The 26,370-nt window shown below is 70.4% G+C and carries 22 protein-coding genes; 12 read left to right on the top strand and 10 right to left on the bottom strand.

Annotation, left to right across the window (positions count from 1 at the left end):
• The first annotated feature begins 9 nt into the window (after nt 1–9).
• The 10 genes from AC3AGO_RS22180 to AC3AGO_RS22225 all read left to right on the top strand — a co-directional run bounded on the left by AC3AGO_RS22180 (nt 10) and on the right by AC3AGO_RS22225 (nt 10,683).
• The gene (locus AC3AGO_RS22180; RefSeq protein ID WP_487824762.1) at nt 10–933 is read left to right on the top strand and encodes a DUF6807 domain-containing protein; all 924 of its coding nucleotides are present in this window, start codon (nt 10–12) and stop codon (nt 931–933) included.
• A gap of 10 nt (nt 934–943) precedes the next feature.
• Nucleotides 944–1,693, top strand: coding sequence for a cupin domain-containing protein (locus AC3AGO_RS22185; protein ID WP_487821969.1), 750 nt, complete (start codon nt 944–946; stop codon nt 1,691–1,693).
• A 28-nt stretch (nt 1,694–1,721) separates the two neighbouring features.
• On the top strand, nt 1,722–3,002 hold the full coding sequence (locus AC3AGO_RS22190) for an ABC transporter substrate-binding protein (protein ID WP_487821970.1): 1,281 nt from the start codon (nt 1,722–1,724) through the stop codon (nt 3,000–3,002).
• Nucleotides 3,002–3,988 carry a carbohydrate ABC transporter permease gene (locus AC3AGO_RS22195; RefSeq protein WP_487821971.1) on the top strand — a complete coding sequence of 329 codons (987 nt, stop codon included), beginning with the start codon at nt 3,002–3,004 and terminating at the stop codon, nt 3,986–3,988. Before AC3AGO_RS22190 ends, AC3AGO_RS22195 begins: the two co-directional genes overlap by 1 nt.
• Nucleotides 3,988–4,917, top strand: coding sequence for a carbohydrate ABC transporter permease (locus tag AC3AGO_RS22200; RefSeq protein ID WP_487821972.1), 930 nt, complete (start codon nt 3,988–3,990; stop codon nt 4,915–4,917). Before AC3AGO_RS22195 ends, AC3AGO_RS22200 begins: the two co-directional genes overlap by 1 nt.
• A gap of 4 nt (nt 4,918–4,921) precedes the next feature.
• Complete coding sequence (locus AC3AGO_RS22205) at nt 4,922–5,518, top strand: hypothetical protein (RefSeq protein WP_487821973.1); 597 nt, start codon at nt 4,922–4,924, stop codon at nt 5,516–5,518.
• Nucleotides 5,519–5,598: 80 nt separating this feature from the next.
• Nucleotides 5,599–7,389 (top strand): hypothetical protein, encoded by a 1,791-nt coding sequence (locus AC3AGO_RS22210; protein WP_487821974.1) that lies wholly within the window; start codon nt 5,599–5,601, stop codon nt 7,387–7,389.
• A gap of 116 nt (nt 7,390–7,505) precedes the next feature.
• On the top strand, nt 7,506–8,657 hold the full coding sequence (locus AC3AGO_RS22215) for a Gfo/Idh/MocA family protein (RefSeq protein ID WP_487821975.1): 1,152 nt from the start codon (nt 7,506–7,508) through the stop codon (nt 8,655–8,657).
• Nucleotides 8,654–9,838, top strand: coding sequence for a dihydrodipicolinate synthase family protein (locus tag AC3AGO_RS22220; RefSeq protein WP_487821976.1), 1,185 nt, complete (start codon nt 8,654–8,656; stop codon nt 9,836–9,838). The genes AC3AGO_RS22215 and AC3AGO_RS22220 overlap by 4 nt, the downstream gene beginning before the upstream one ends.
• Nucleotides 9,835–10,683, top strand: a complete 849-nt coding sequence (locus tag AC3AGO_RS22225; protein WP_487821977.1) for a sugar phosphate isomerase/epimerase family protein — start codon at nt 9,835–9,837, stop codon at nt 10,681–10,683. The genes AC3AGO_RS22220 and AC3AGO_RS22225 overlap by 4 nt, the downstream gene beginning before the upstream one ends.
• Nucleotides 10,684–10,908: 225 nt before the next feature.
• Here AC3AGO_RS22225 and AC3AGO_RS22230 read toward each other — a convergent pair whose 3' ends face one another.
• The 3 genes from AC3AGO_RS22230 to AC3AGO_RS22240 all read right to left on the bottom strand — a co-directional run bounded on the left by AC3AGO_RS22230 (nt 10,909) and on the right by AC3AGO_RS22240 (nt 14,488).
• On the bottom strand, nt 10,909–11,871 hold the full coding sequence (locus AC3AGO_RS22230; protein ID WP_487821978.1) for a substrate-binding domain-containing protein: 963 nt from the start codon (nt 11,869–11,871) through the stop codon (nt 10,909–10,911).
• Between the two features lie 84 nt (nt 11,872–11,955).
• Complete coding sequence (locus tag AC3AGO_RS22235) at nt 11,956–12,948, bottom strand: ABC transporter permease (RefSeq protein WP_487821979.1); 993 nt, start codon at nt 12,946–12,948, stop codon at nt 11,956–11,958.
• The gene (locus AC3AGO_RS22240) at nt 12,938–14,488 is read right to left on the bottom strand and encodes a sugar ABC transporter ATP-binding protein (protein WP_487821980.1); all 1,551 of its coding nucleotides are present in this window, start codon (nt 14,486–14,488) and stop codon (nt 12,938–12,940) included. The genes AC3AGO_RS22235 and AC3AGO_RS22240 overlap by 11 nt, the downstream gene beginning before the upstream one ends.
• 93 nt (nt 14,489–14,581) lie before the next feature.
• Between AC3AGO_RS22240 and recD2 the strand changes: the two genes are divergently transcribed.
• Nucleotides 14,582–16,834, top strand: a complete 2,253-nt coding sequence (recD2, locus tag AC3AGO_RS22245) for an SF1B family DNA helicase RecD2 (protein WP_487821981.1) — start codon at nt 14,582–14,584, stop codon at nt 16,832–16,834.
• 159 nt (nt 16,835–16,993) lie between these two features.
• Complete coding sequence (locus AC3AGO_RS22250; protein ID WP_487821982.1) at nt 16,994–18,283, top strand: citrate synthase; 1,290 nt, start codon at nt 16,994–16,996, stop codon at nt 18,281–18,283.
• 451 nt (nt 18,284–18,734) lie between these two features.
• Here the strand turns inward: AC3AGO_RS22250 and AC3AGO_RS22255 are convergent, their stop codons facing one another.
• The 7 genes from AC3AGO_RS22255 to AC3AGO_RS22285 form a co-directional block, all read right to left on the bottom strand.
• Nucleotides 18,735–21,053, bottom strand: a complete 2,319-nt coding sequence (locus tag AC3AGO_RS22255; RefSeq protein ID WP_487821983.1) for a heavy metal translocating P-type ATPase — start codon at nt 21,051–21,053, stop codon at nt 18,735–18,737.
• A complete protein-coding gene (locus AC3AGO_RS22260) occupies nt 21,050–21,268 on the bottom strand; it encodes a heavy-metal-associated domain-containing protein (protein ID WP_487821984.1) in 219 nt (72 codons plus the stop codon). Before AC3AGO_RS22260 ends, AC3AGO_RS22255 begins: the two co-directional genes overlap by 4 nt.
• A 232-nt stretch (nt 21,269–21,500) precedes the next feature.
• Entirely contained in the window at nt 21,501–21,695 is a 195-nt protein-coding gene (locus AC3AGO_RS22265; protein WP_487821985.1) for a helix-turn-helix transcriptional regulator, read from the bottom strand.
• A gap of 184 nt (nt 21,696–21,879) precedes the next feature.
• Entirely contained in the window at nt 21,880–23,370 is a 1,491-nt protein-coding gene (locus tag AC3AGO_RS22270) for a sugar porter family MFS transporter (protein WP_487821986.1), read from the bottom strand.
• A gap of 4 nt (nt 23,371–23,374) precedes the next feature.
• The gene (locus AC3AGO_RS22275; protein ID WP_487821987.1) at nt 23,375–24,232 is read right to left on the bottom strand and encodes a sugar phosphate isomerase/epimerase family protein; all 858 of its coding nucleotides are present in this window, start codon (nt 24,230–24,232) and stop codon (nt 23,375–23,377) included.
• A gap of 120 nt (nt 24,233–24,352) precedes the next feature.
• Nucleotides 24,353–25,372 carry a Gfo/Idh/MocA family protein gene (locus AC3AGO_RS22280; protein ID WP_487821988.1) on the bottom strand — a complete coding sequence of 340 codons (1,020 nt, stop codon included), beginning with the start codon at nt 25,370–25,372 and terminating at the stop codon, nt 24,353–24,355.
• A 55-nt stretch (nt 25,373–25,427) separates the two neighbouring features.
• Entirely contained in the window at nt 25,428–26,330 is a 903-nt protein-coding gene (locus AC3AGO_RS22285) for a sugar phosphate isomerase/epimerase family protein (RefSeq protein ID WP_487821989.1), read from the bottom strand.
• Between the last annotated feature and the right edge of the window lie 40 nt (nt 26,331–26,370).

A 26,370-nucleotide genomic window follows, 5' to 3' on the forward strand; every position in this document is an offset into this window, starting at 1 on the left:
AGCGCACAGATGCCGGTCACCGTCACCCACACCCACGGCGAACGTGTCACCGTCAGCGCGGGCGGCACCGAGCTGCTGTCGTACGTGTACGCGCCCGACCCGGTGGCCTTCGAGGCCCGCAAGCCGTACGTCCATCCGCTGCGCACGCTCGGCGGCCGGACTGTCAGCGGATACCGGCCCAGCGACCACCGCTGGCACAAGGGCCTGCAGATGACCGCGAGCCATCTGTCCGGGCAGAACTTCTGGGGCGGCAACTCCTATGTCCACGGGGAGGGTTACCTTCCGCTCCACGAGCGGGTCGGCTCCATGCGGCACGACGGTTTCGACTCCTTCGACGTGTCGGACGACAGGCTGGACTTCACCGAACGGCTCACCTGGGTGGAGAACGGCGGCACCGAATGGGCCCGCGAACAGCGCACGGTCGCGGTGCACTCGGTGGACGCGGAGAGCTCCTCGTACGCCGTCGACTGGAGCATCACGCTGACCAACGTCCGCGGAGAAGCACTGCACTTCGGCTCGCCCACGACCGCGGGCCGCGAACAGGCCGGCTACACAGGGCTCCAGTGGCGCGGCCCGCGCGACTTCACCGGCGGCCGGGTGCTGACCGCGGCGGGCCCGAGCACCGACCAGGAGGCGATGGGCACACCGGCCGCGGAGTGCCCCTGGGTCGCGCTCACCGCCGAACACGACGACGTGGACGCGCACTCGACGCTCGCGTTCCAGCACGCGCCGGAGAACGAGAACGCGCGGCACGCCTCGCACTGGTTCGTACGGTCCGAGCCCATCCCCTCGGTGGCTTTCTCGTGGGCCTTCTTCGAGGAGTTCGAGCTGCCGCCCGGCGAGTCCTTCCAGTACCGCTACCGCGTGCTGGTCGCCGACGGCGAGTGGGACGTGCCCGGCATCGAGCAGCACCTCAAGTCGCTGGCCTGGTGAGGAGATCCGTATGACGGCACTGGACGCACCGCTGCCGGGCGGCATCGGACTGTCGCACATCAGCGCGTACACATGGGAGGCCGCCGACGGCGTGTGCGGCGGCAGCCCGCACATCCATCTCGCCTGCACGGAGGCGTACGTCGTGACCGGCGGGCGGGGCGCCGTCCAGACGCTCAGTCCGCAGGACGGCTACCTGGAGACACCTCTGGAACCCGGCGCGCTCGCCTGGTTCAGCCCCGGAACCGTGCACAGGATGGTCGACGGGGGCGCGCTGCGCGTGACCGTGCTGATGCAGAACAGCGGGCTGCCCGAAGCGGGCGACGCGGTCTTCACGTTCCCGCCGGACGTGCTCGCCGACCCGGAGACGTACGCGGCGGCGGCAGCCCTGCCGGCGAAGGAAGGGCCCGAGGCCGAAGCGGCCGTGCGCAAGCGCCGCGACCTCGCCGTCGAGGGCTATCTGCGGCTGCGCGACGCGGTCCGCGGCGGCGACACGGAGCCCCTGCACGCCTTCCACCGTGCCGCGGCACGGATCGTCGGGCCCAAGGTGGCCGCCTGGCAGGAGCGTTGGCGCGAGGGCGCGCTGGCCGCCGCCGAACGCACGGGACGGCAGCTGGAGGCGCTCGCCGGCGGCGACCCGTCCCACCTCGCGCAGGCGCGCGCCCACTCCGCGGGCCCCACCCGGCACGGCGGATACGGCATGTGCGGCCGGCGCGAGGAGTACGAACTGCCCGGCACCACGCTCCCGTACTACGGCGAGTGACCCACCGAGAGACCGAAAGGCCCCCAGCATGCTCGGAACCAGGACAAGGGCGTCCTGTGCCGCTGCGGCGGCGCTGACGCTCTGTGCCGTGCTCACCGGCTGCGGTGGCGGCGCGGCAGCGGACGGCGGCAAGGTCACGCTGCGCTTCACCTGGTGGGGCAACGCCGACCGCGCGGCGCTCACCGACAAGGCCGTGGCCGCCTTCGAACGCGCCCACCCGCACATCGACGTCCAGACCTCCTACGCGCCGTACGAGTCGTACAAACAGAAGCTCGCCACCCAGGCGGCAGGCGGCGACGCCCCGGACGTGATGCAGCTCGACTACCGGCAGATCAGCCAGTACGCCGGCTCGGGCGTGCTGCGCGACATCGGCAAGGAGAGCAAGACGGTCCCCACGGACCGGATGCCGGACAGTCTGCTCAAGGCAGGGCAGGTGAACGGCACGCAGTACGCGCTTCCCATGGGCACCGGCACACAGGTGCTCGCCTACGACAGGAAGGCCTGGCGCGAGGCCGGCATCGCCCCGCCGCGGCCCGGATGGACGTGGGACGACTGGGAGTCGGCGCTGCGCAAGCTGAAGGAGAAGACCGGGAAGCCGGGGGTCACCGACCCCGGCAGCACGGAGGACTGGTTCGAGGTCTGGCTGCGCGGCCAGGGCAAGAAGCTGTACGACAAGAACGGGCAGGCGGCCTTCAGCGCCGCGGACCTGACGCGCTACTGGACGTACGTCACGAAGCTCCGCAAGGAGGGGCTCGTCAGCCCCGCCAAGGCGACCACGCAGATGGACGGTTCGGTGGAGAACGCGCCGATGGGACGCAAGCAGACGTCCGGCGAGTTCAACTGGGACGCGCCGTCCGCGGGTTACGAGGCGATGTACGGCGGCGACCTGGCACTGGCCCCCATGCCGTCCGGCAAGGACGGCACACCGGGGCAGTACTTCAAGCCCTCCATGCTGGCCGGCATCTCGGCGAACAGCGCACACCCCCGCGAGTCCGCGCAGCTGATCGACTTCCTGCTGAACTCCCGTGAGGGGACACGCATTCTCGGCGTCGACCGCGGACTGCCCGTCAACAGCACACAGAGCGCCCGCATACTCCCCGAGCTCACCGGCTTCCAGAAGCGGGTCGCCGGACTCCAGCAGAGCCTCCTCGGCAAGCTGAACGACCCGCCCGCAGCGCCGCCGCGCGGCGACAACGCCCTGCAGTCCGTCTTCCAGCGCGACTACGACCACGTGTCCTTCCGCAAGGCGACGCCCCGTCAGGTCGCCGAGGACTATCTGACCGAGGCACGTGCGGAGCTGAGGCCCTGATGAGCACCGCGACCACGACGGAGACCCGCCACCGGGGCACGGACGTGCCCGGGCAGCGGACCGGGGCACAGGGCGGCAAGCGTCCCGGACGCCGGCCGCGGCGTGAACGGGAGGGCGCCGCCTGGGTGTTCCTCTCGCCCTGGGTGCTGGGCGCCACCGTGCTCACCCTGCTGCCGATGGCTGTCTCGCTCTATCTGTCCTTCACGGACTACAACCTCTTCGACCCGCCGCGCTGGATCGGACTGCGCAACTACACGCAGATGTTCACCGAGGACCCGCGACTCCTGCGGTCGGTGGGGAACACCCTGCTGTACGTGCTGGTCGCCGTGCCCCTCCAGCTGGGCTTCGCACTGGCCGTCGCGGTCGCGCTGAAGTCCATGAAGCGGGGCAAGTCCTTCTACCGTTCGGCCTTCTACGCGCCGTCGCTGCTCGGTGCGTCGATGAGCATCGCGCTCGTATGGCGGGCCATTTTCAACGACGGCGGGACCGTCGACAGTGTGCTCGGCGGTCTCGGTCTGCACATCGGCGGCTGGGTCAACCAGCCCGGCTGGGCGCTGCTGAGCGTCGCCCTGCTGACCGTGTGGCAGTTCGGCGCCCCGATGGTCATCTTCCTGGCGGGACTCCAGCAGATACCGCAGGAGCTGTACGAGGCCGCGGCCGTCGACGGGGCGAGCAGGTGGCGGCAGTTCGCCTCCATCACGCTGCCCATGCTGTCGCCCGTCGTCTTCTTCAACCTGGTGCTGCAGACCATCCAGGCGTTCCAGGTGTTCACGCCCGCGTTCGCCGTCAGCGGCGGCCGCGGCGGGCCCGCCGACTCCACGCTCTTCTACACGCTGTACCTCTACGACCGCGGCTTCACCGCCTCGCACATGGGCTACGCCTCCGCGATGGCGTGGATGCTGCTGCTCGCCATCGGCATCGTCACCGCGGTGCTCTTCCGCACCTCCCGCTCCTGGGTCTTCTACGCGAACGAGGAGGGCCGCTGATGACCGCCACCACGACCACCCCGCGCCCGCACAGCGACACGACGGGCGGCACGGGAGGCCCCGGCAAAAGGGTCCGCGGCGGCCGGAACGGCAAACCTGTCGACTGGACACGCGTCGCCCTGCACGCCGGCTGTCTCGCCGTACTGCTGGTGATGCTCTACCCGCTGGCCTGGCTCGTCGCCACGTCTTTCAAGCCCGCCGACGAAGTGCTCTCCAGCCTCGCCCTGCTGCCCTCCCGGCTCGCGGCCGAGAACTACGGCACGGCGGCCGAGGGCATCGAAGGGGTCGGCCTGCTCCAGCTGTTCGGCAACTCGCTGACCATCTCGGTCGGAGCCGTTCTGGGCAACGTCCTCAGCTGCTCGCTCGCCGCGTACGCCTTCGCGCGGCTGCGCTTCCGGATGCGCGGCCCGCTGTTCGCCTTCATGATCGCCACGATCATGCTGCCGCACCACGCCGTGCTCATCCCGCAGTACATCGTCTTCAACCAGCTGGGCATGGTGAACACCTTCTGGCCGATGGTGCTGCCCAAGTTCCTCGCCACGGACGCGTTCTTCGTGTTCCTCATCGTGCAGTTCATGCGCGGACTGCCGCGCGAACTGGAGGAGGCCGCGAAGATCGACGGCTGCGGACCCTTCCGCACGTTCGCCAGCGTCATCCTGCCGCTCACCCGGCCCGCGCTGGTGACCACCGCGATCTTCACCTTCATCTGGACGTGGAACGACTTCTTCACGCAGCTGATCTATCTGTTCGAGCCGGAGAAGTACACGCTGACGCTGGCCCTGCGCACCTTCGTGGACACCTCCAGCCAGTCCGCGTACGGGCCGATGTTCGCCATGTCGGTGCTCGCACTGCTGCCCATCGTGCTGTTCTTCCTCGCCTTCCAGCGGCTGCTGGTCGAAGGCATGGCCAACTCCGGTGTGAAGGGGTGAACCGATGACAGCGGCACCCGTCCGTGAACGCGGCGAACTGTTCGGACCCCGCTTCGAGCTCTTCGCCGACGTGCTGGCACTCGGCCTCGCCACCGCGGCGGCATGCGTCCCCGTGGTCACCGTTCCGGCCGCCCTGTCGACGGCCTGCGAACTGCTGCGGCGCGGCCGGCTGTACGACGAACCCCGCACCGCCGGCCGCTACTTCACCGCCCTGCGCGCACGTCTGCGACGGGGCGACCTGGCGGCGGGCGGAGTGCTGCTCGCGCTGTGCGCCCTTCTCGCCGCCGATGCGGGCCTGGCCTCCGCGGGGCTGCCCGGCGCCGTCCCGTTCGCGTGGTTCCTCACGGCCACCGGGGCCACCGCGGGAGTCATCGGCCTGCGCGCGTGTGCCCGGCCCCGGTCGGTGCGCGACTGGCGGGGCGCCCTGCGGGAGAGCTCAGCCCGTACGGCCCGCGACCTTCCCGGCTCCGGACTCGTGCTGCTCGCGCTCATGACGGCTGCCGTCTGCGCCTGGACCATGCCGCCGCTCCTCTTCCTGGTGCCGGGGCCCCTGGCCGCGGCCCTGACGGCGGTCGAACTGCGTGAGGGGCGGGGCGCATGAGGGACCGGACGGCGACCTCTGACCGGGGTCTTCCCAGGAGGGGCTTCCTGGCCACTGCCGCGGCCACGACGGCAGCCGGCATGACCGCCGGAGCACCGGCGGCCGCCGCCGCGCCAGCCGCGCCCGCCGCGCAAAAGGGCGGACAGGACGCCGAGTTCATGGCACTGCTGACCAAGGCGGCCGACGAGCGGGCCGACGAGATCCGGGACGGCTATCAAGAGGAGATCGCCGATCTGCGCGCGCTGGGAATGGCCCGCGCACCGGCACGGTCCCTGCGTACTCTCAGCTCCCTCCATGTGCACGACGGTTCGCGGTATCACCACGACGCGGCGCTGCACGGACCGCTGCGGGAACTGGCCGCCGCCCTGGAGGAGACACAGCACCCCGACGGACTGTGGGACCAGGGCGCCGTGCACTCCCCGCCGGACAGCGCCTTCTCCCTGGTCGACCTGGCACTCGCGTACCGGATCCTCGACCAGGACGGCCACTCGGCGACCGCGGGCGTCCGCGCGGCGCTCCGCAGGGTGCTGCGCAAAGCTGTGCCCGGTCTCGCGCACGGCGGCGTGCACACGCCGAACCACCGCTGGAAGGTGTGCGCGGCGCTCGCCCGCATCCACAGCCTGTGGCCCGACGCGCGGTGCGCCCGCCGGATCGACGCCTGGCTGGCCGAGGGCGTGGACCAGTTGGAGGGCGGCGAGTACAGCGAGCGCAGTGCCACGTACGCCGCCGTCGTCACCAATCCCTCCCTGCTCACCGTCGCGCGGCTGTACGGCCGGTCCGACTTGTACGCGCACGTGCGCCGCAATCTCGCCGCCACGCTGTACCTCATCGAACCGGACGGCACGGTGGAGACCGTGCACTCACGGCGCCAGGACCAGACGGAGCGCAAGGAACTGCCGGAGTACTGGCTGCAGTACCGCGAGCTCGCACTGCGCGACGGTGACGAACGGTTCGCCGCCGTGGCGCGGCTGCTGCAACAGCGGGGCAGCGGCCAGAAGTTCGGCGAGACGCCGCTGGGAGACCGGCTCGCGGAGGTGCTGGACCACCCGGAGCTGGGCGGAGAGCTCCCGCCCGCCGGCGCACCGCCCGGCACGTTCACGCACCACGACCGCGGTACGGGCCTCGTACGCATCCGCCGCGGCGCGCACAGTGCGACCGTCTTCGGCGGCACCGACGTGCCCGGCAAGCACGCCATCGCGTCCGGACTGTCGGCCAACCCCACGTTCTTCAGGATGCGGGACGGGGAGGCGGTGCTCGAATCACTGCGCCTCGCCCCGCAGTTCTTCTCCACGGGCCATTTCCGCGCCGCGGACCTGGAGCCCGCGGGAGAGGGCGCCTGGCGGCTGACGGGAGAGGTGCGGGCCGCCTTCCACCAGCCGCTCCCTCCGCAGCACAGACGGCCGGACGGGGCGTACGCGCTCACCGACGAGGGCCGGTTCTGGTCCTCCATGGACTTCCCGCACCGGCCCAAGGAATGGCGCTCACTGCGCACCGAAGTGCTCGTGCGCACAGTCGCCCGGGGGTACGAGATCGGCTTCACGCTGACCGGAGCCGCCGTGCCGTTCGCGGTCGAACTGTGCTTCAAGCGCGGCGGCCGGCTCTCCGGCGACGGGCTGCGGCCGGTCGACGGCCAGAAGGACACGTACCAACTGGCCGACGGGTGGGGCACATGCACCGCGGGCGGCGACCGCATCGAGTTCGGCCCCGGCACCGGGGCGGGCCGCGGACAGCCGCCCGTGGTGGACGCGGGGGAGCGGTACAGCTGGATGAACGGCAGCCTCACGCCCGACGGGCCGCGCGTGCTCCTCACGGGACGCACGCCGTTCACCGGCACCCTGCACCTGCTGCGGGGCCGGGCAGCACAGACCTGAAGCCGCCCTCGCGGGCGGCGGAACGGCCGGTTCGGCGCACCGGGGAGAAAGCGCTTGCTATCGGGGTACCGGGGAGACATCGGGTTCCGGGGATCAACGGCGAAGGAGAAAAGCCAGTGACACGCAGGACAGTGCGGATCGCCATGAACGGCGTGACCGGCCGGATGGGGTACCGCCAGCACCTCGTACGGTCGATCCTGGCGCTCCGCGAACAGGGCGGACTCGACCTGGGCGGCGGTGAGGTGCTGTGGCCCGAGCCGGTGCTCGTCGGCCGGCGCGACCACGCGCTCAAGTCCCTTGCGGAGCAGCACGGTCTGGACGAATGGAGCACCGACCTGGATGCCGTGCTCGCCGACCCCTCGGTCGACGTGTACTTCGACGCGCAGGTCACCTCGGCACGCGAGGAGGCCCTCAGGAAGGCCGTCGCCGCCGGCAAGCACATCTACACGGAGAAACCGACCGCCACGGGGCTCGACGGCGCTCTGGAGCTCGCACGGCTGGCGAGGGACGCGGGCATCAAGCACGGCGTCGTGCAGGACAAGCTGTTCCTGCCGGGCCTGCTGAAGCTGAAGCGGCTCATCGACGGCGGCTTCTTCGGGCGGATCCTGTCCGTACGGGGCGAGTTCGGCTACTGGGTGTTCGAGGGCGACTGGCAGGAGGCGCAGCGCCCGTCCTGGAACTACCGGTCGGAGGACGGCGGCGGCATCGTCGTCGACATGTTCCCGCACTGGGAGTACGTCCTGCACAACCTGTTCGGCCGGGTGCGCACCGTACAGGCGCACGCCGCCACGGACATCCCGCGGCGGTGGGACGAGCAGGGCGCTCCGTACCCGGCGACCGCCGACGACTCCGCGTACGGCATCTTCGAGCTGGAGAGCGGGGCCGTCGCACAGATCAACTCCTCCTGGGCGGTGCGCGTCAACAGGGACGAGCTGGTCGAGTTCCAGGTCGACGGCACGGAGGGCTCCGCTGTCGCCGGTCTGCGGCGCTGCCGGGTGCAGCACAGGTCCGCCACGCCCAAGCCCGTGTGGAACCCGGATCTGCCCGCCACCGAGTCGTTCCGCGACCAGTGGCAGGAGGTGCCGGACAACGGCGAGTTCGACAACGGCTTCAAGGCGCAGTGGGAGCTGTTCCTGCGGCATGTCGCCCTGGACACGCCGTACAGCTGGGACCTGCTGGCGGGCGCGCGCGGCGTGCAGCTCGCTGAGCTGGGGCTGAAGTCGTCGGCCGAGGGCCGCCGTTTCGAGGTGCCGGAGCTGTCGCTGTGAGCCCGGAGACGGTCCGGCTGCCGGACGCCGGAGGACAGCTGCGCACGTACACGCCGCGGGCCGAACCCGCCGTCGCCGCCGGTGCGTTCGCGGCCCCGCCGGCCTCCCGTACGGTCTTCGCCGCCGCGCACGTCGTCGCCGACCCGTATGCGGACACGACGCCCGAAGGGCCCGCGGCCGTCGACTGGGACGCGACGCTCGCCTTCCGGCGGCACCTGTGGTCGCACGGGCTCGGCGTGGCGGAGGCCATGGACACCGCGCAGCGCGGTATGGGGCTCGACTGGGCGGGCGCAGCGGAGCTCATCGAGCGCTCGGCGGCGGAGGCGCGCGCCGTCGGAGGGCGCATCGCCTGCGGTGTGGGCACCGACCAACTGACCGCGCCCGGCCCGCAGTCGGAGCACACGCTGACCGACGTACGGGACGCGTACGAACAGCAGCTGGCCCTCGTGGAGAAGACCGGGGTACAGGCCATCCTGATGGCGTCCCGGGCGCTGGCCGCCCGCGCGCGGGGGCCCGAGGACTACGCCGACGTGTACGGGCATCTGCTCCGCCAGGCCACCGAACCGGTCGTCCTGCACTGGCTGGGCCCCATGTTCGACCCGGCGCTGGCGGGCTACTGGGGCAGCGACGACCTGGACGCGGCCACCGACACCTTCCTGCGGATCATCGCCCGGCACCCCGACAAGGTCGACGGCGTCAAAGTGTCGCTCCTGGACGCACAGCGGGAGGTCGCACTGCGTCGCCGCCTGCCGGACGGTGTGCGCTGCTACACGGGCGACGACTTCAACTACCCGGAGCTCATCGCCGGCGACGAACGCGGCTTCAGCCACGCGCTGCTGGGCATCTTCGACCCTCTCGCCCCGCTCGCCGCGCAGGCGGTGCGTGATCTGGACACCGGGGACACCACCGCGTTCCGGGCCGTCCTCGACCCGACGGTGCCGCTCTCCCGGCATCTCTTCCAGACGCCGACGCGCTACTACAAGACCGGTGTCGTGCTGCTCGCGTGGCTGGCCGGCCATCAGGAGCACTTCACGATGGTGGGCGGCATGCAGTCCGCACGGTCGCTGCCCCACCTGGCTCGCGCGTACGAACTGGCCGACGGGCTCGGCCTGTTCCCCGATCCGTCCCTCGCACAGCACCGCATGCGGCAGCTGCTCGACATCCATGGAGTGCCCCGATGAGCATGCCGTCCACCGGCGACCTGTCCCGCTTCTCCATCAACCAGCAGACCGTCAAACAGTTGTCGCTCCCCGAACTCACGGACGCGGCAGTGGAACTGGGCGTCCCCGGTGTCGGACTGTGGCGCGAACCGGTGGCGGAGTACGGCCTGGAGAAGACCGCCCGGCTGGTACGGGACGCCGGGCTCACGGTGACCTCGCTCTGCCGGGGCGGCTTCTTCACGGCGCTCGACCCGGCGGAGCGCCGGCGTGCCGTCGACGACAACCGTGCCGCACTGGAGGAGGCCGCGGCCCTGGGCACCACAACGCTCATCCTGGTGTCGGGTGGACTGCCGGAAGGCAGCAAGGACCTGCCCGGCGCGCGCGAACGTGTCGCCGACGCGCTCGCCGAACTCGCCCCGTACGCCGGTCAGCTGGGGGTGCGGCTCGCCATCGAGCCGCTGCACCCCATGTACGCCTCCGACCGCTGTGTCGTCTCCACCCTCGGCCAGGCGCTCGACCTGGCCGAACGGTTCCCCGCCGACCAGGTGGGCGTCACCGTGGACACGTACCACCTGTGGTGGGACGACCGGGTGCCGGCACAGATCGTCCGGGCGGGCGAGGGTGGCAGGATCGCCGCCTTCCAGCTGGCCGACTGGATCACGCCGCTCCCCGAAGGGGTGCTGCTGGGACGCGGACAGCTGGGAGACGGGTCCGTCGATCTGCGCGGCTTCCGGCAGGCGGTCGACGCCACCGGCTACGACGGGCCGGTCGAAGTGGAGATCTTCAACGAGGAGTTGTGGGCACAGGACGGCGTCCGCGTCCTGGCCGACACGGCAGCCCGGTACGTACGGCACGCGCTCGACTGACGCCCGTAAGGGCCCATATGGGTCCTTGAGGGCCCGCCGGAAATTTCCGCGGACGCCGTACAACCCTTCCGGGGGGTCGCGAGTCATACATGGCGTCGGACTTCCTGGGGGGACGTTCAGGGGAGGCGACGGGGGGAACGCGAGGGGCCCGGTGCGACACCGACACCGGGCCCTTCGAACTGTCCGCGGCCCCCACCGCCACGTCCGACTGCCGCGTGGGCTCCGTCAGGAGAAGTCCCCCGCGTTCTTCTTGGTCACCACCTTGACCGGCACCTTGATGGTCTCCTCGATCTTGCCGTCCTGGGTGACGCGCACCGCGTTGCGTACGGCCATCTTGCCGAGCTCGGCGGGCTGTTGGGCGATGGTGCTGTTCAGCGTGCCCTTCTTGACGGCCTTCAGCGCCTCGGGTGTGCCGTCGAAGCCGATCACCCGGACCGACTGGCCCGCCCTGCTGCCCAGCGCCTTCGCGGCGCCCAGCGCCATCTCGTCGTTCTCCGCGAACACGGCCTGTACGTCCGGGTGGGCCTGGAGCACGTTGGTGGTGACGTCGAGGGCCTTGGCCCGGTCGAAGTTGGCGGACTGCCGTGCGGCGACCTTGATGCCGGGGTACTTCTTCAGGCCCTCGGTGAAGCCCTTGCCGCGCTCCTGCGAGGCCGAGGTGCCCGGCGTGCCGCGCAGCACCAGGATCGTGCCCTGTCCGCCGAGTGCCTTGGCGGTCTGCTTGGCCGCCATCTGCCCGCCGCCCACATTGTCGGAGGCGACCGTGGTCGCCACCTTCCCGCCGGACACGCTCCGGTCGACGGCGACGACCGGTACCCCGGCGCGCTCCGACGCCTTCACGGCGGGCACCGCGGCGTCGGAGTCCACCGGGTTGACGATGACGCCCTTCACGTTCTGCGAGAGGAAGTTCTGCACCTGGTTGGTCTGCTGGGATGCGTCGTCCTGCGCGTCCTGCACGGTGACCTGGGCGCCCTGCGCCTTGGCTTCCGTCTCCGCCCCCTTCTTCATCTCGACGAAGAAGGGGTTGTTGAGGGTGGAGAGAGCCAGCCCGAGTTTCACCGGCTTCCCCTCACCGCCTCCGGCCGTCTTCTCCGCCGAGCCGCACGCGGTCGCGGTGAGGGCCAGGGCGACGGCGGAGGCGAAGAGGGCGGTGGACACGGAAGTGCGCTGTCTCTTGCTCTTGCTCATGCTGCTGCAGTCCTTGCAGTCGGTGGCAGGGGAGCGGAACGACGTGCTTGTCCCGTGGTGCGTCAGGCAGTGCGTAGATCATGCTCATGCCCGGCGACGCAGTGTATCGATCAGTACAGCGAGGGCAATGACGCAACCGATGACCACTTGCTGCCAAAAAGTGGACACGGCAAGCAGATTGAGACCGTTGCGCAGAACAGCGAGGATGAGGGCGCCGATGAGCGTGCCGGACGCCTTGCCGACACCGCCCGACAGGCTCGCCCCGCCGATCACCACGGCGGCGATGGCGTCCAGTTCGTAGCCCGCGGCCGCCTGCGGCTGGGCGGAGGCCAGCCGGGAGGCCAGCACGATGCCGGCCACGGCGGCGAACAGCCCGGACAGCCCGTACACGACCAGCTTCTGGTGGCGCACCCGGATGCCGGACAGCCGCGCGGCCTCCTCGTTCCCGCCGATCGCGTACATCGCCCGGCCGCTGTACGTACGCGCCAGCACCAGCGCCGCGATCAGGCCCATGCCGGCCAGTACGAGGACGGGCACCGGCAGCCAGCCGCCCAGCGTGCCGCCCAAGTCGCCGATGGAGTCCGGCAGCAGGATCGGACTGCCCTGTGACACGACCAGCGCGAGGCCGCGTGCGGCCGACAGCATGGCCAGCGTCGCGATGAACGGGGGCAGCTTCCCGTACGCGATGAGCGCACCGTTCAGCAGTCCGCAGGCTGTGCCGGTGGCCAGCGAGACCAGCACCGCGAGCCACACGGGGAGCTGCTGTCCGGTCGCGGTCCAGCCCAGCATGATCGCGGAGAAGGCGGCGACCGAACCGACCGACAGATCGATGCCCCCGCTGACGATGACGAACGTGACGCCGAAGGCGAGGATCGCCGTGACCGCCGCCTGCACACCGACGTTCAGCAGATTCTGGGTGCCGAGGAAGTCCGGCGACAGCAGCGCCAGCGCGGCGGCCAGGACGACGAGCGCGCTCAGCGCGCCGTTGTCGAGCAGCACCCGGCGTGCCACCGGCGGCAGCCGGTGCGGCCGGCCCTTCGTGCCGGTGTCCGGAGTCCGCTGTGTGTCAGTCGCCATGCGTGCTCTTCCCCTCCGTGGTGCCCGGTGCCGCCGTGCCGACGGCGAGTTCCATCACGGCGTCCTGGGTGGCCTCCTGCGCGGTGAGTTCGCCGGCGAGCCGGCCCTGCGCCATGACCAGCACGCGGTCGCTCATGCCCAGCACCTCGGGGAGGTCGCTGGAGACCATCAGGACCGCGTGCCCGGACGCCGTCAGCTCGTTGACCAGTTCGTAGATCTCGACCTTCGCGCCCACGTCGATGCCGCGGGTCGGCTCGTCGAGGATCAGCACCCTGCTGCGCGCGAGCAGCCATTTGCCGATGACGACCTTCTGCTGGTTGCCGCCGGACAGCGTGCGGACATGCTGACCGGGCCCGGACATCCGGATGGCGAGCCGTTCGGCGACGCCCGCGGCGGCCTGCCGCTGCCCGCGCAGGTCGACCAGTCCGGCGCGGGTGGCGGCGCGCAGTGTGACCAGCCCCAGGTTGTCCTGTACGGACGCGTCGGGCAGCAGCCCCTGCCCCTTGCGGTCCTCCGGTACGAGGCCGATGCCGGCCGCCATGGCCGCGTTCACATCGCCGCGGGGCAGCCGCTTGCCGAGGACCTCGACGGTGCCCGTGTCGTACCGGTCGGCGCCGAACACGGCCCGTGCGACCTCCGTACGGCCCGAGCCCACCAGCCCCGCCAGGCCCACCACTTCGCCGGCCCGCACCTCGAAGCCGATGCCGCTGAAGCTGCCGGCACGGCCCAGCCCGGACACGCGCAGCAGCGGCCCCCCGTCACCGCCGGCCGCTTCCTGTACGTGCCCCGTCGCCCGCGGGTACTGCTGCTCGATGCTGCGCCCCACCATCAGGCGGACCAGTTCGTCGCGCGGCGTGCCCGCCGGCACCTGTCCCACACTCCGGCCGTCCCGCAGAACAGTCACCCGGTCACCGAGGGCGGGGATCTCCTCCAGATGGTGCGTGATGAACACGATGCCGACGCCCTCGTCCCGCAGTCCGCGCACGAGCGCGAACAGTCTGTCCACCTCGCCCGCCGTCAAAGCGGCTGTCGGTTCGTCCATGATGAGCACGTCGGCGTGCAGGCTGAGCGCCTTGGCGATCTCCACCATCTGCCGCCCGGCGATGCCCAGTTCACTAACCCGCGTGTGCGGCGGTACGCCGACACCGACCCGCTCCAGCAGTACGGCGGCGTCCGCTTCCATCCGCTTGCGGTCCAGCAGGCCGAACCGGCGCGGCTGCCGCCCGAGGAAGATGTTCTCGGCGACGCTCAGCTGCGGCACCAGCGTGAACTCCTGGTGGATGGTGGCGATGCCGAGCCGTTCCGCCTCCGACGTGTCGTGCACCCGTACGGGCCGCCCCTCGCGCAGCACCTGCCCCGCGTCCGCCCGGTACGTGCCGGACAGCACCTTGATCAGAGTGCTCTTGCCCGCGCCGTTCTCGCCGAGCAGCACGTGGACTTCGCCCGCGCACAGCTGGAAGTCCACACCGTCCAGGGCGAGCACGCCGGGGAAGGCCTTCCGGATGCCCTCGGTGCGCAGCAGCTCCCGGTTCCCTTCCACGGGCGGCTCCCTCCGTCGCGTACGAGATCGTGATCATGCCAAATACCCGCCCGTGCCGGGAAGTTGTCGGTAGCTGCCGCTACGGTCGGTGAGATGACCTTCCAACCCGCGGTGCTTGAGGGGGTCCTCGAGCGCATCACCTACGCGAATGAGGAGAACGGGTACACCGTCGCCCGGGTCGACACCGGGCGCGGGAGCGACCTGCTCACCGTCGTCGGCTCACTCCTCGGCGCGCAGGTGGGCGAGTCCCTGCGGATGGAGGGCCGCTGGGGCTCGCACCCGCAGTACGGCAAACAGTTCACGGTGGAGAACTACACGACGGTCCTCCCCGCCACCGTGCAGGGCATCCGCCGCTATCTCGGCTCGGGCCTCATCAAGGGCATCGGCCCGCGGACGGCGGAGAAGATCGTCGACCATTTCGGCACGGCGACGCTCGACGTCATCGAGGAGGACGCGCAGCAGCTGATCCAGGTCCCGGGCCTGGGCCCGCGGCGCACCAAGAGGATCGCCGCCGCATGGGAGGAACAGAAGGCCATCAAGGAAGTGATGGTCTTCCTGCAGGGCGTCGGCGTCACCACGTCCATCGCCGTCCGCATCTACAAGAAGTACGGCGACGCGTCCATCTCCGTCGTGAAGAACCAGCCGTACAGACTCGCCGCAGACGTGTGGGGCATCGGGTTCCTCACCGCGGACCTCATCGCCCAGTCCGTCGGCATACCGCACGACAGTCCGGAGCGCGTCAAGGCCGGCCTGCAGTACGCCCTGTCGCAGTCCACCGACCAGGGACACTGCTATCTGCCCGAGGAGCGGCTCATCGCCGAGGGGGTGAAACTGCTCCAGGCCGACACGGGACTCGTCATCGAGTGCCTCGCCGAACTCGCCGCCGAGGACGAGGGCGTCGTCCGGGAGACCGTCCCGGGGGAGGACGGCGAACCCGTCGTCGCGGTCTATCTGGTGCCGTTCCACCGGGCGGAAGTCGCCCTGTCCGCGCAGCTGTTGCGGCTGCTGCGCGCCGACGAGGACCGGCTGCCCGCCTTCCGGGACGTCGACTGGGACGTCGCGCTCGGCTGGCTCGCGTCCCGTACGGGAGCCGAGCTCGCCCCCGAGCAGCGCGAGGCCGTCCGGCTCGCGCTGAGCGAAAAGGTGGCCGTGCTCACCGGCGGACCCGGCTGCGGCAAGTCGTTCACGGTCCGTTCGGTCGTCGAACTGGCCCGCGCCAAGAAGGCGGAGGTGCTGTTGGCGGCGCCCACCGGACGGGCCGCCAAACGGCTCGCGGAACTGACGGGCGCCGAAGCGTCCACTGTGCACCGGCTGTTGGAGCTGAAGCCCGGCGGGGACGCCGCGTACGACCGCGAACGGCCCCTCGACGCCGATCTGGTGGTGGTCGACGAGGCGTCCATGCTGGATCTGCTTCTGGCGAACAAGCTGATCAAAGCGGTGCCGCCGGGCGCCCATCTGCTGCTCGTCGGCGACGTGGACCAGCTGCCGTCGGTGGGCGCGGGCGAGGTGCTGCGCGACCTCCTGGCGGAGGGCGGCCCCGTGCCGTCCGTACGGCTCCGGCGGATCTTCCGGCAGGCGCAGCAGTCCGGCGTGGTGACCAACGCGCACCGCATCAACTCCGGTTCCCAGCCCGTCACTCAGGGCCTGGACGACTTCTTCCACTTCGTCGAGGACGACACGGAGGAGGCGGGGAAGCTCACCGTCGACGTGGTGGCCCGCCGGATCCCCGCGCGGTTCGGTCTCGACCCGCGCCGTGACGTCCAGGTGCTCGCGCCCATGCACCGCGGCCCGGCCGGCGCCGGGCACCTCAACGGGCTGCTCCAGCAGGCCGTCACCCCGGCCCGCCCCGATCTGCCGGAGAAGCGGTTCGGCGGCCGGGTGTTCCGCGTCGGGGACAAGGTCACCCAGATCAGGAACAACTACGAGAAGGGCGCGAACGGCGTTTTCAACGGCACAGTCGGCGTCGTCACTGCACTCGATGCCGCCGAACAGCGGCTGACGGTCCGCACCGACGAGGACGAGGAAGTCGCTTACGACTTCGACGAGCTCGACGAGCTGGCCCACGCCTATGCCGTCACGATCCACAGATCGCAGGGCAGCGAGTATCCGGCAGTGGTGATTCCTGTCACGACGGGCGCTTGGATGATGCTCCAGCGCAATTTGCTCTATACGGCTGTGACCAGGGCGAAACGCCTTGTGGTGCTGGTCGGTTCACGACGGGCCCTCGGGCAGGCGGTCCGCACTGTTTCGGCCGGAAGACGGTGCACGGCACTCGCACACCGGCTCCGTGGTGGGCTCGTGCCCTCCGGGGGTACATCCGTTGCGAGGGAAGGCTCCGGGGGGTGACCGCCGGAGCATGGAGGGTGCAGGATGTTCCTGAAAGGCACTGCGTGCCACATAGGAGCCCATTGGACGACCCCCAGTGCACCGCACAGCACTTCATGGGGGACAGTGGAGTGAGTCAGGGCACCTCGAAGAAGAGGCACTACGTCGGTGAGGGATGACGTGAGCGACAACTCTGTAGTACTGCGGTACGGGGACGGCGAGTACAGCTACCCGGTCGTCGACAGCACCATCGGTGACCGCGGATTCGACATCGGAAAGCTGCGAGCCGAGACCGGTCTGGTGACCCTGGATTCGGGCTACGGCAACACCGCCGCGTACAAGTCCGCCATCACCTACCTCGATGGCGAGCAGGGGATTCTGCGGTACCGCGGTTATCCCATCGAGCAGCTGGCCGAGCGCGGCTCGTTCATCGAGACCGCCTACCTGCTGATCAACGGCGAGCTGCCCACCGTCGACGAGCTCGCCAATTTCAAGAACGACATCACGCAGCACACGCTGCTGCACGAGGACGTCAAACGGTTCTACGACGGTTTCCCGCGTGACGCCCACCCGATGGCCATGCTGTCGTCGGTCGTCAGTGCACTGTCGACCTTCTACCAGGACAGCCACAACCCGTTCGACGAGGAACAGCGCAACCTCTCGACCATCCGGCTGCTGGCCAAGCTGCCGACCATCGCGGCCTACGCCTACAAGAAGGCCATGGGTCACCCGGTGGTCTACCCGCGCAACGACCTCGGCTACGTCGAGAACTTCCTGCGGATGACCTTCTCCGTGCCGGCCGCCGAGTACGAGCTGGACCCGGTCGTGGTCAGTGCCCTCGACAAGCTGCTCATCCTGCATGCCGACCACGAGCAGAACTGTTCGACCTCCACTGTCCGGCTGGTGGGCTCTTCGCAGGCCAACCTGTTCGCGTCCATCTCGGCGGGCATCAACGCCCTGTGGGGCCCGCTGCACGGTGGCGCCAACCAGAGCGTCCTGGAGATGCTGCAGCGCATCCAGGCCGACGGCGGCGACGTCGATTCCTTCATCCGCAAGGTGAAGAACAAGGAAGACGGCGTGAAGCTGATGGGCTTCGGGCACCGTGTCTACAAGAACTTCGACCCCCGGGCGAAGATCATCAAGTCGGCGGCGCACGACGTTCTCTCCGCTCTCGGCAAGAGCGACGAGCTCCTCGACATCGCCCTGCGGCTCGAGGAACACGCCCTGAGCGACGACTACTTCACCGAGCGGAAGCTCTACCCCAACGTCGACTTCTACACCGGCCTGATCTACCGCGCCATGGGCTTCCCGAGCAGCATGTTCACCGTGCTGTTCGCGCTCGGCCGGCTGCCGGGCTGGATCGCCCAGTGGCACGAGATGATCAAGGAGCCGGGCTCCCGCATCGGCCGTCCGCGGCAGGTGTACACGGGCGAGGTCCTGCGCGACTACGTGCCGGTCGAGTCCCGCTGACGTACCGGCGGCCCCGCTCGCACCACTGACGCTCCACCGCGGTTTCCGCGCAGCGCACCGGATGGGCCCGGTCCGAGAGGACCGGGCCCATCCGTATGTGCAGATCTGCCGGGAGACATAGATCACAGCGTTTGGGGGGTAACCATTGCGGGGTGTCGAGGGTCTAACCGGGTGGCGTCGGCCTCCCGGCGGAGCCTTCGCCACGCCACCGAGCGCGTCTTTGGGGACGGGCCCGGTGGAGCAGGGGTGAAGCGTGCAGCACGGGGAGCTTTGAGCGGCCCTCCCGCCCGTACGTGCAGCCAGCAAGCGCCCGGCCAGGATCCCGTGGGGGGAATCCATGACCGGGAACCGGAAGCGCCCCGTCGCCAGGCCCGTGGGGGGACCTCGGCCGACGGGGCGCTTTCGTTGTCTTTCGGGGTGCTGTTCCGGGCGCGGGACCGCCTCGCGGGCGTCAGCGGAAGCGGCGCAGGCGGAGGCTGTTGGTGACCACGAAGACCGAGGAGAACGCCATCGCGGCGCCCGCGATCATCGGGTTGAGGAAGCCCGCGGCGGCCAGCGGCAGCGCCGCCACGTTGTAGCCGAACGCCCAGCCCAGATTGGACTTGATGGTGCTCAGCGTCCGGCGCGACAGCCGGATCGCGTCGGCGGCCACCCGCAGGTCCCCCCGCACCAGCGTCAGGTCGCCGGCCTCGATCGCCGCGTCCGTGCCCGTCCCCATGGCGAGCCCCAGGTCCGCCTGGGCCAGCGCCGCCGCGTCGTTCACGCCGTCGCCGACCATCGCGACCGTACGACCCTCCTGCTGGAGCCTCCGTACCTGCGCGGCCTTGTCCTCCGGGAGCACCTCCGCGACGACGTCCTCGTCCGCGATGTCGACGGCGCGGGCCACCGAAGCGGCCACCGCCCGGTTGTCCCCGGTCAGCAGGACCGGTGTGAGACCCAGGCCGCGCAGCTGCCGTACGGCTTCCGCGCTGGTGTCCTTCACCGTGTCGGCGACCGTGAGGACGCCGCGGACCGCGCCGTCCCAGGAGACGATGACGGCCGTACGGCCCTCCGCCTCCGCAGCGGCCTTCGACTCCGCGAGCCCGGGCGGGAGTTCGCCGTGCTCCGTGATGCGGCCCGCCTCGACGGTGTGTCCCTCGACCGTGCCCCGTACGCCGGTGCCCGGAAGGCTGCGGAAGTCCTCCACGGCGGGCAGCGCCGCGCCTGTGCGGGCGCGTGCCCCCTCGGCGACGGCCCGTGCGACCGGATGCTCGGAAGCGTCCTCCAGGGCGCCCGCGAGACGCAGCAGAGTCTCCTCGTCGGTGCCGCCGGTGCCGTCCGCGCTGTCCGCGGTGAAGACGTCCTGGAGCGTCATCCGGCCGGTGGTGACGGTGCCGGTCTTGTCCAGTACGACCGTGTCGACGCGGCGGGTGGACTCCAGCACCTCGGGGCCCTTGATGAGGATGCCGAGCTGCGCGCCGCGCCCCGTACCGACCATGAGTGCCGTCGGCGTCGCCAGCCCCAGCGCGCACGGGCAGGCGATGATCAGTACGGCGACGGCCGCGGTGAACGCCGCCGTGATCTCGCCGCCCGCCAGCAGCCAGCCGACGAGTGTGCCGAGGGCGATCAGCAGGACGACCGGTACGAAGACGGCGGACACGCGGTCCGCGAGCCGCTGCACTTCGGCCTTGCCGCTCTGCGCGTCCTCGACCAGCCGTGCCATGCGCGCCAGTTGGGTGTCGGAGCCGACACGGGTCGCCTCGACGACCAGCCGGCCGGAGACGTTCACCGTCGCACCGGTCACCGTGTCACCGGCTGACGTGTCCGCCGGTACCGATTCGCCCGTCAGCATGGATGTGTCGACGGCTGAACTGCCGTCGACGACCGTGCCGTCGGTCGCCACCGTCTCGCCGGGCCGTACGACGAACCGGTCGCCGACCGCGAGCTGTCCGACCGGGATGCGCGTCTCCGTGCCGTTCCGCAGGACGGCGACATCCTTGGCGCCCAGCGCCATCAGCGCGCGCAGGGCCGCGCCCGCCTTCCGCTTGGAGCGTGCCTCAAGGAAGCGGCCGAGCAGGATGAACGTCGTGACGCCCGCGGCGACTTCCAGATAGATGACGGAGGACGCGTCGCCCTGTGCGGCGGTGAAGTCGAACCCGTGCCGCATGCCCGGCATGCCGGCGTGCCCGAAGAACAGCGCCCACAGCGACCACCCGAACGCGGCGAGCGTGCCGACCGACACCAGGGTGTCCATGGTCGCCGCACCGTGCCGCAGGTTGGTCCAGGCCGCCCGGTGGAAGGGCAGTCCGGCCCAGACGATGACGGGGGAGGCCAGAGTCAGGGAGAGCCACTGCCAGTTGTCGAACTGCAGGGCAGGCACCATCGCCAGCAGGACGACGGGGACGGACAGCACGAGGGACACGAGGAACCGCTGCCGTACGGCGGCGAGCCCGTCGTCGCCCGCGTCCTCCGGCGCGGCGCCGGACTGTGCGTCACCCGAGGGCTTCGGGGCCGGCGGCTGCGGGAGCTCGGCGGAGTACCCGGTGCGCTCCACCGTGGCGATCAGGTCGTCCACGGACACCCCGCCCCCGTAGGCCACTTTCGCCTTTTCCGTGGCGTAGTTGACGCTGGCCGTCACCCCGTCCATCCGGTTGAGTTTCTTCTCGACGCGGGCCGCGCACGAGGCACACGTCATCCCGCCGATCGTCAGCTCGACGTCCGTGGCGGGCTCCGCGGCCCGCTCCCCGGCGGGAGCGGCGACGGCCTGCGAGGTGTCCGTGGGTGCGCTCATGACCGGCCGACGAGCTCGTATCCCGCCTCGTCCACGGCGGCGCGGACCTTCTCGTCGTCCAGCTCCTGCGCGGAGCCGACGGTGACCTCTCCCGTGGCGGCGACGGCCTTGACCGACTCCACGCCGGTGAGTTCCGCGATCTCCTCGGAGACCGCGCCCTCGCAATGCCCGCAGGTCATTCCGGCAACCTTGTACACAGTGGTGACGTTGCTCATGGAGAGTCTCCTCGCGCTCATGCTGCTCTGCTGTCTCTCAGTGCAGTGAACACTATACCCCCCCTAGGTATTCCGACGCGGTGTCCGGGTTCCCCGCACGCGCCCTCGCACACGTCGAAGCCCCGGCGGCCTCGTCACGGGGGGGAGGAGGCGGCCGGGGCCGGTCGGTCAGGGCTGTGTTCTCGGTGCGGTCAGTTTGCTGCGGTTACGGTGTCTTCCCGGTGGTCAGTGATCAGCGTCCGCCGCGGTGGCCCGGCCGGCGGGCGACCCATTCACGGATGGTGTCCGCGAACCAGTACGGCTTCCCGGCCTCCACCAGGTCGGGCTGCGGCAGCAGACCGTGTTTCCGGTACGAGCGCACCGTGTCCGGCTGGACGCGGATGTGCGCGGCGATTTCCTTGTACGACCAGAGCCGTCGGTCGGCCATCTCTCGGCACCTCCCACAGGGGTGGCTGTTGATCAATCAGCCTGTGCCGTGTGAACGACGGAGGGTGACATCGGCGAGGGCCTGAGACGTGTCTGTGACGCGGAACCCGTGTAATGGTGACGCTCGTGACCGTACGCCGACGCCCGTTCCCGGACGGGAACACGCCGGCGTACGACCGGGGCGCTCACCGGTTCACTGAGCCGCGCTTTCCTGACGGTCCGTCAACAGGGCTGTGTACGACGGCCGGAGAAGGGCCCGCAGTCTTGCCGGCCCTCATCGCGGTCTCGATCTCCTCCAGCGTCTTCCCCTTCGTCTCCGGCAGGCAGCGGGTGCTGAAGACCAGCGCTCCGATGCCGCAGGCCACGAAGACGAAGAAGGTCGCCGCAGAGCCGACGCTGTCGACCAGGACGGGGAAGCCGGAGGAAACAGCCCAGTTGACCATCCACAGCAGGAAGATGCACAGGCCCATCCCGAAGCCGCGCAGCCGCAGCGGGAAGATCTCCGCGAGCATCAGCCAGGTCACCGTGGAGATCAGGCTCTGCTGGAACGCGACGAACAGGACCATCACCGCGAGCACCACGTAACTGCGCACCGTCGACTCGGGCAGCGTGAAGCACAGTCCGAGCACGGCGAGCGAAACAGTGGTGCCCGTCTGACCGGTGATCAGCATGGGACGCCGGCCCGCGCGGCCGAGCAGCCAGATGCCGACGAAGGTCATCAGGACCGACATGGCCCCGATCGAGATCGTCGCCACCAGTGAGGCGGACGTGCCCATCCCGGTCGACCCGAGGATCGTCGGCGCGTAGTACATGACCGTGTTGATGCCGGTGATCTGCTGGCACACGGCGACGCCGAGACCGATCATCACCACCCGGCGGATCCACGGCGTGCGCAGGTCCGCCCAGCCGGCCTTCGCCAGTGCCGCGTCGGCCTCCACCGACTCGCGGATGGCGGCCAGTTCGGCGTCCGCGGCCGCCGGATCGGCGCGGGTGCCGCGCAGTACCCGCCCGGCCTCCTCGTACCGGCCCTGCTTCGCGTACCAGCGGGGCGTCTCGGGCAGCAGGAGCAGGCCGAGCCACAGCAGGACGGCGGGCACCGCGGCGATCGCCAGCATCCAGCGCCAGATGTGCGCGCCCTGCCACACGTGGGCCAGCAGGGCGTTCATGGAGAACGCCAGCAACTGCCCTGTGACGATCATCAGTTCGTTCTGGGTGACCAGCCGGCCGCGCCGGTGCGCGGGCGCCAACTCGCCGATGTACAGCGGCACCACGGCGGACGCCGAGCCCACCGCGAGCCCCAGCACCAGCCGGGAGAGCACCATCAGCAGTACGTCGGGGGCGATGGAGGTGCCGATCGCGCCGAGCACGAACAGCACCGCGGCGAAGAACAGTGCGCGCCGCCGCCCCAGCGCGTCCGCGGTCCGGCCGCCCGCCACCGCGCCGAACGCGGCACCGAACAGCAGCGACCCGACGACCAGTCCCTCGGTGAACGGGGTCAGCCCCAAGTCGCCCTTCATGTACAGCAGGGCGCCGGAGATGACCCCCGTGTCGTAGCCGAACAGCAGCCCGCCGAGGGTGGAGATGACGGCGATTCCGGTCAGCGCGCGGTTCTGTTTCCCTTCCCGCGTCCCGGCCGGCTCCCGTTCCCCGGCCGTCTCCCGTATGCCGGTCGCCACGCGTCTACCGCCAGTCCGCGACGTACTCGTGGATGCGCTTGCGCATGAACTCGGTCGACTCCCTGGCCCGGTCCTCCCAGGCGAACACGCACGAAGTGAGCGTGCCGTCGAAGCCGTTGGCGCGCAGCGCCTCGAAGAGCTCGTCGAAGTCGACCTCGCCCTGGCCGATGTCCAGGTGCTGGTGGATGCGGGCCGTGGAGCCGGGCGGGTTGACGATGTAGCGCAGTCCGGACGACGCCGTGTGGTCGAACGTGTCGGCCAGATGGACGTTGGTCAGCAGGTCGCCCGCGTAACTGATCATCCCCGGCGCGTCGTTGCCGTGGTGGAAGGTGTGCGGCGCGCAGTAGAGGTACTTCACGTTGGGGTGGTTGATGCCCTTGATCATGTCGATGGCCTCGTACCCCTCCTCGATGAAGTCGTCGGGGTGCGGCTCCAGGGCGAGCTGGATGCCCTCCTGCTCGAAGAGCGGCAGCAGTTCGTCCATCGACTTCCAGAACTGTGCCTCACTGTGACTCGGGTCCTCGGGGCGGCCGTTGAACTCCGAGATCATGCTGTCCACGCCCAGGTCGGAGGCGACCCGGATGGCACGCTTCCAGTACCGGACGGCGGCCTGGCGCTCCTCCTCGTCGGGGCCGGACCAGCGGAACAGCGGCAGCACGGACGAGATGCCGACGCCCGCGCTGTCCAGGGCCTTGCGGAACTCGCGCACCGTCGCGTCGTCCACACGCGGGTGCTTGAAGAACGGGTTGAAGTCGTCCCGGGGCGACAACTCGATCCACTCGAAGCCCAGCTCCGCGACGAGAGCGGGGAGTTCGAGGAGCGGCACCTTGCGGAACATGTGCGGGTCGAGGGCGATCTTCACGGGAGTTGTACCTCTGGATCTCGGGGGCGTGTGTGCGGTGCGAGGGGGGCGCTCAGGCGCAGGCCGTGCTCATGCGCGGGCCCTGCTCACGCGTAAGCCGTGCTCACGCGCAGGCCGTGCTCATGCGTAAAACGTGGGGCGCGCGATCATCTCGACGGGCGTGCGCTCGCCGGACGTCTGCGCCCGTACGCCGGACGCGCACACGGCGGCCGCGGCGTACCCGTCCCAGGCGCTGGGGCCCTCCGCCTCGCCGCGGCGTGCGGAGCTGACCCACTGCTGGACCTCGCGGTCGTACGCCTCCTCGAAGCGGGCGACGAAGTCGGGGGTGATGTCGCCGCCCCAGCGGCCCGCCGTGTTGGTCATCAGGGAGTGGCCCTCGCCGATCCGCGCCGAGCCGTTCTCGCACACGGCCTCGACCTGCACCTGGTAGCCGAAGCCGCAGGTCGCGAAGATCTCGACGTTGACGACGGAGCCGCCGTCGGTCTCGAAGAGCACGAGCTGCGGGTCGCTCAGCGCCTCCGGCGCGTTGGAGGACGGCTTGGGGCGCACCACGGTGACCGCGGTGATCTCCTGGCCGAGCAGCCAGCGCGAGCTGTCCATCTCGTGCACGACGGAGTCGTTGATGAGCATCTCGTTGGTGAAGTAGTCGTGCACACGGGCGTTGCGGTGCCGGCAGTGCAGCAGCAGCGGACGGCCGAGCGAGTCGCCGCCCAGCAGCTCCTTCAGCTGCATGTACTCCTTGTCGTAGCGCCGCATGAAGCCGACCTGGATGCGCCGCCTGCCCAGCTTCTGCTCGGCCTCCAGTACGCGCAGCGCGCTGTCCGGGTCCGGGGTCAGCGGCTTCTCGCACAGCACCGGAAGGTCGCGCCGCAGCGCGTCGAGGAGCTGCGCCTCGTGCGCGGGTCCGGGGGAGGCGATGAGCACGGCGTCGACGGCCGGGTCGTCCATCGCGGCGGCGTGGTCGGTGTAGGCGGTCGCGCCCTCGTAGCGGTCGGCGAGTTCCTTGGCGCGGCCCTCGTCGATGTCGACGACGGCGGCGACGCGGGCGCCGCTGATGACGTCGTTGATGCGGCGTACGTGATCGGCGCCCATCATGCCGGTGCCGATGACGGCGATGCCCAGGTCCGAACGGTTCGTCATGGGGTCCCTCGACTCTGAGAGTTGGTGCGGAAGGGGGTGCGTGTGCGCTGGCCGGTCACGCGCCGCAGGTGCGCAGGAAGCGGCGGGTGCGCTCGGCGATGGGGAGCGGCGCGTCCGGCGTGCAGGGGTACATGTCCTGCTCGACGATGGCGAACAGGTCGATGCCGAGACCCTGTGCGGCCTGGAGCACCGGCTCCATCGCGGGGACGCCCAGCGGCGGTTCGCACATGACGCCCTTCTTGACCGCGGGGCCGAAGGGGATCTCGTCCCGTACGACCTCCTCCAGGATCTCCGGGTCGACCTGCTTGAGGTGCAGATAGCCGATGCGCTCTCCGTACGTCTCGATCAGCTTCACGCTGTCGCCGCCGCAGTAGGCGTAATGCCCGGTGTCGAGGCACAGGTTGACCAGATCGGAGTCCGTGGCGTCGAGGAAACGGGCGACGTGTTCCTCGGTGTCGATGTGTGTGTCGGCGTGCGGGTGGATGACGAGGCCGAGACCGTGTGTGTCGCGCACCTGCCGTGCCAGCCGCTCCATGCCGCCCGTGAGGTGCCCCCACTGCTCGCGGGTCAGCTCCCGGGGCTCCAGCTCCTCGGACGTCTTGTCGTCGCGCCAGAAGGACGGGATGACGACGAGGTGCTCGGCGCCCATGGCCTTCGTCAGATCGGCGACCTGGGAGACGTGCTCCCAGGTGGCGTCCCAGACGTCCGGCCCGTGGTGCAGGGAGGTGAACACGGTGCCCGCCGACACCTTCAGCCCGCGGGACGCGGTCTCCTCGGTGAGCCGGTCCGGGTCCGTGGGCAGATAGCCGTAGGGTCCGAGTTCGATCCACTCGTAGCCGGACTCGGACACCTCGTCGAGGAAGCGGCGCCACGGCACCTGCTGCGGGTCGTCGGGGAACCAGACGCCCCAGGAGTCGGGGGCCGAGCCGACGCGGAGTCGGTCGAGAGCTGAAGGCATGGCGGAGGGCTCCTCGGTGTGCGGGTGGGGAGTTGGCCGT

Source organism: Streptomyces sp. BL1, assembly GCF_057628045.1.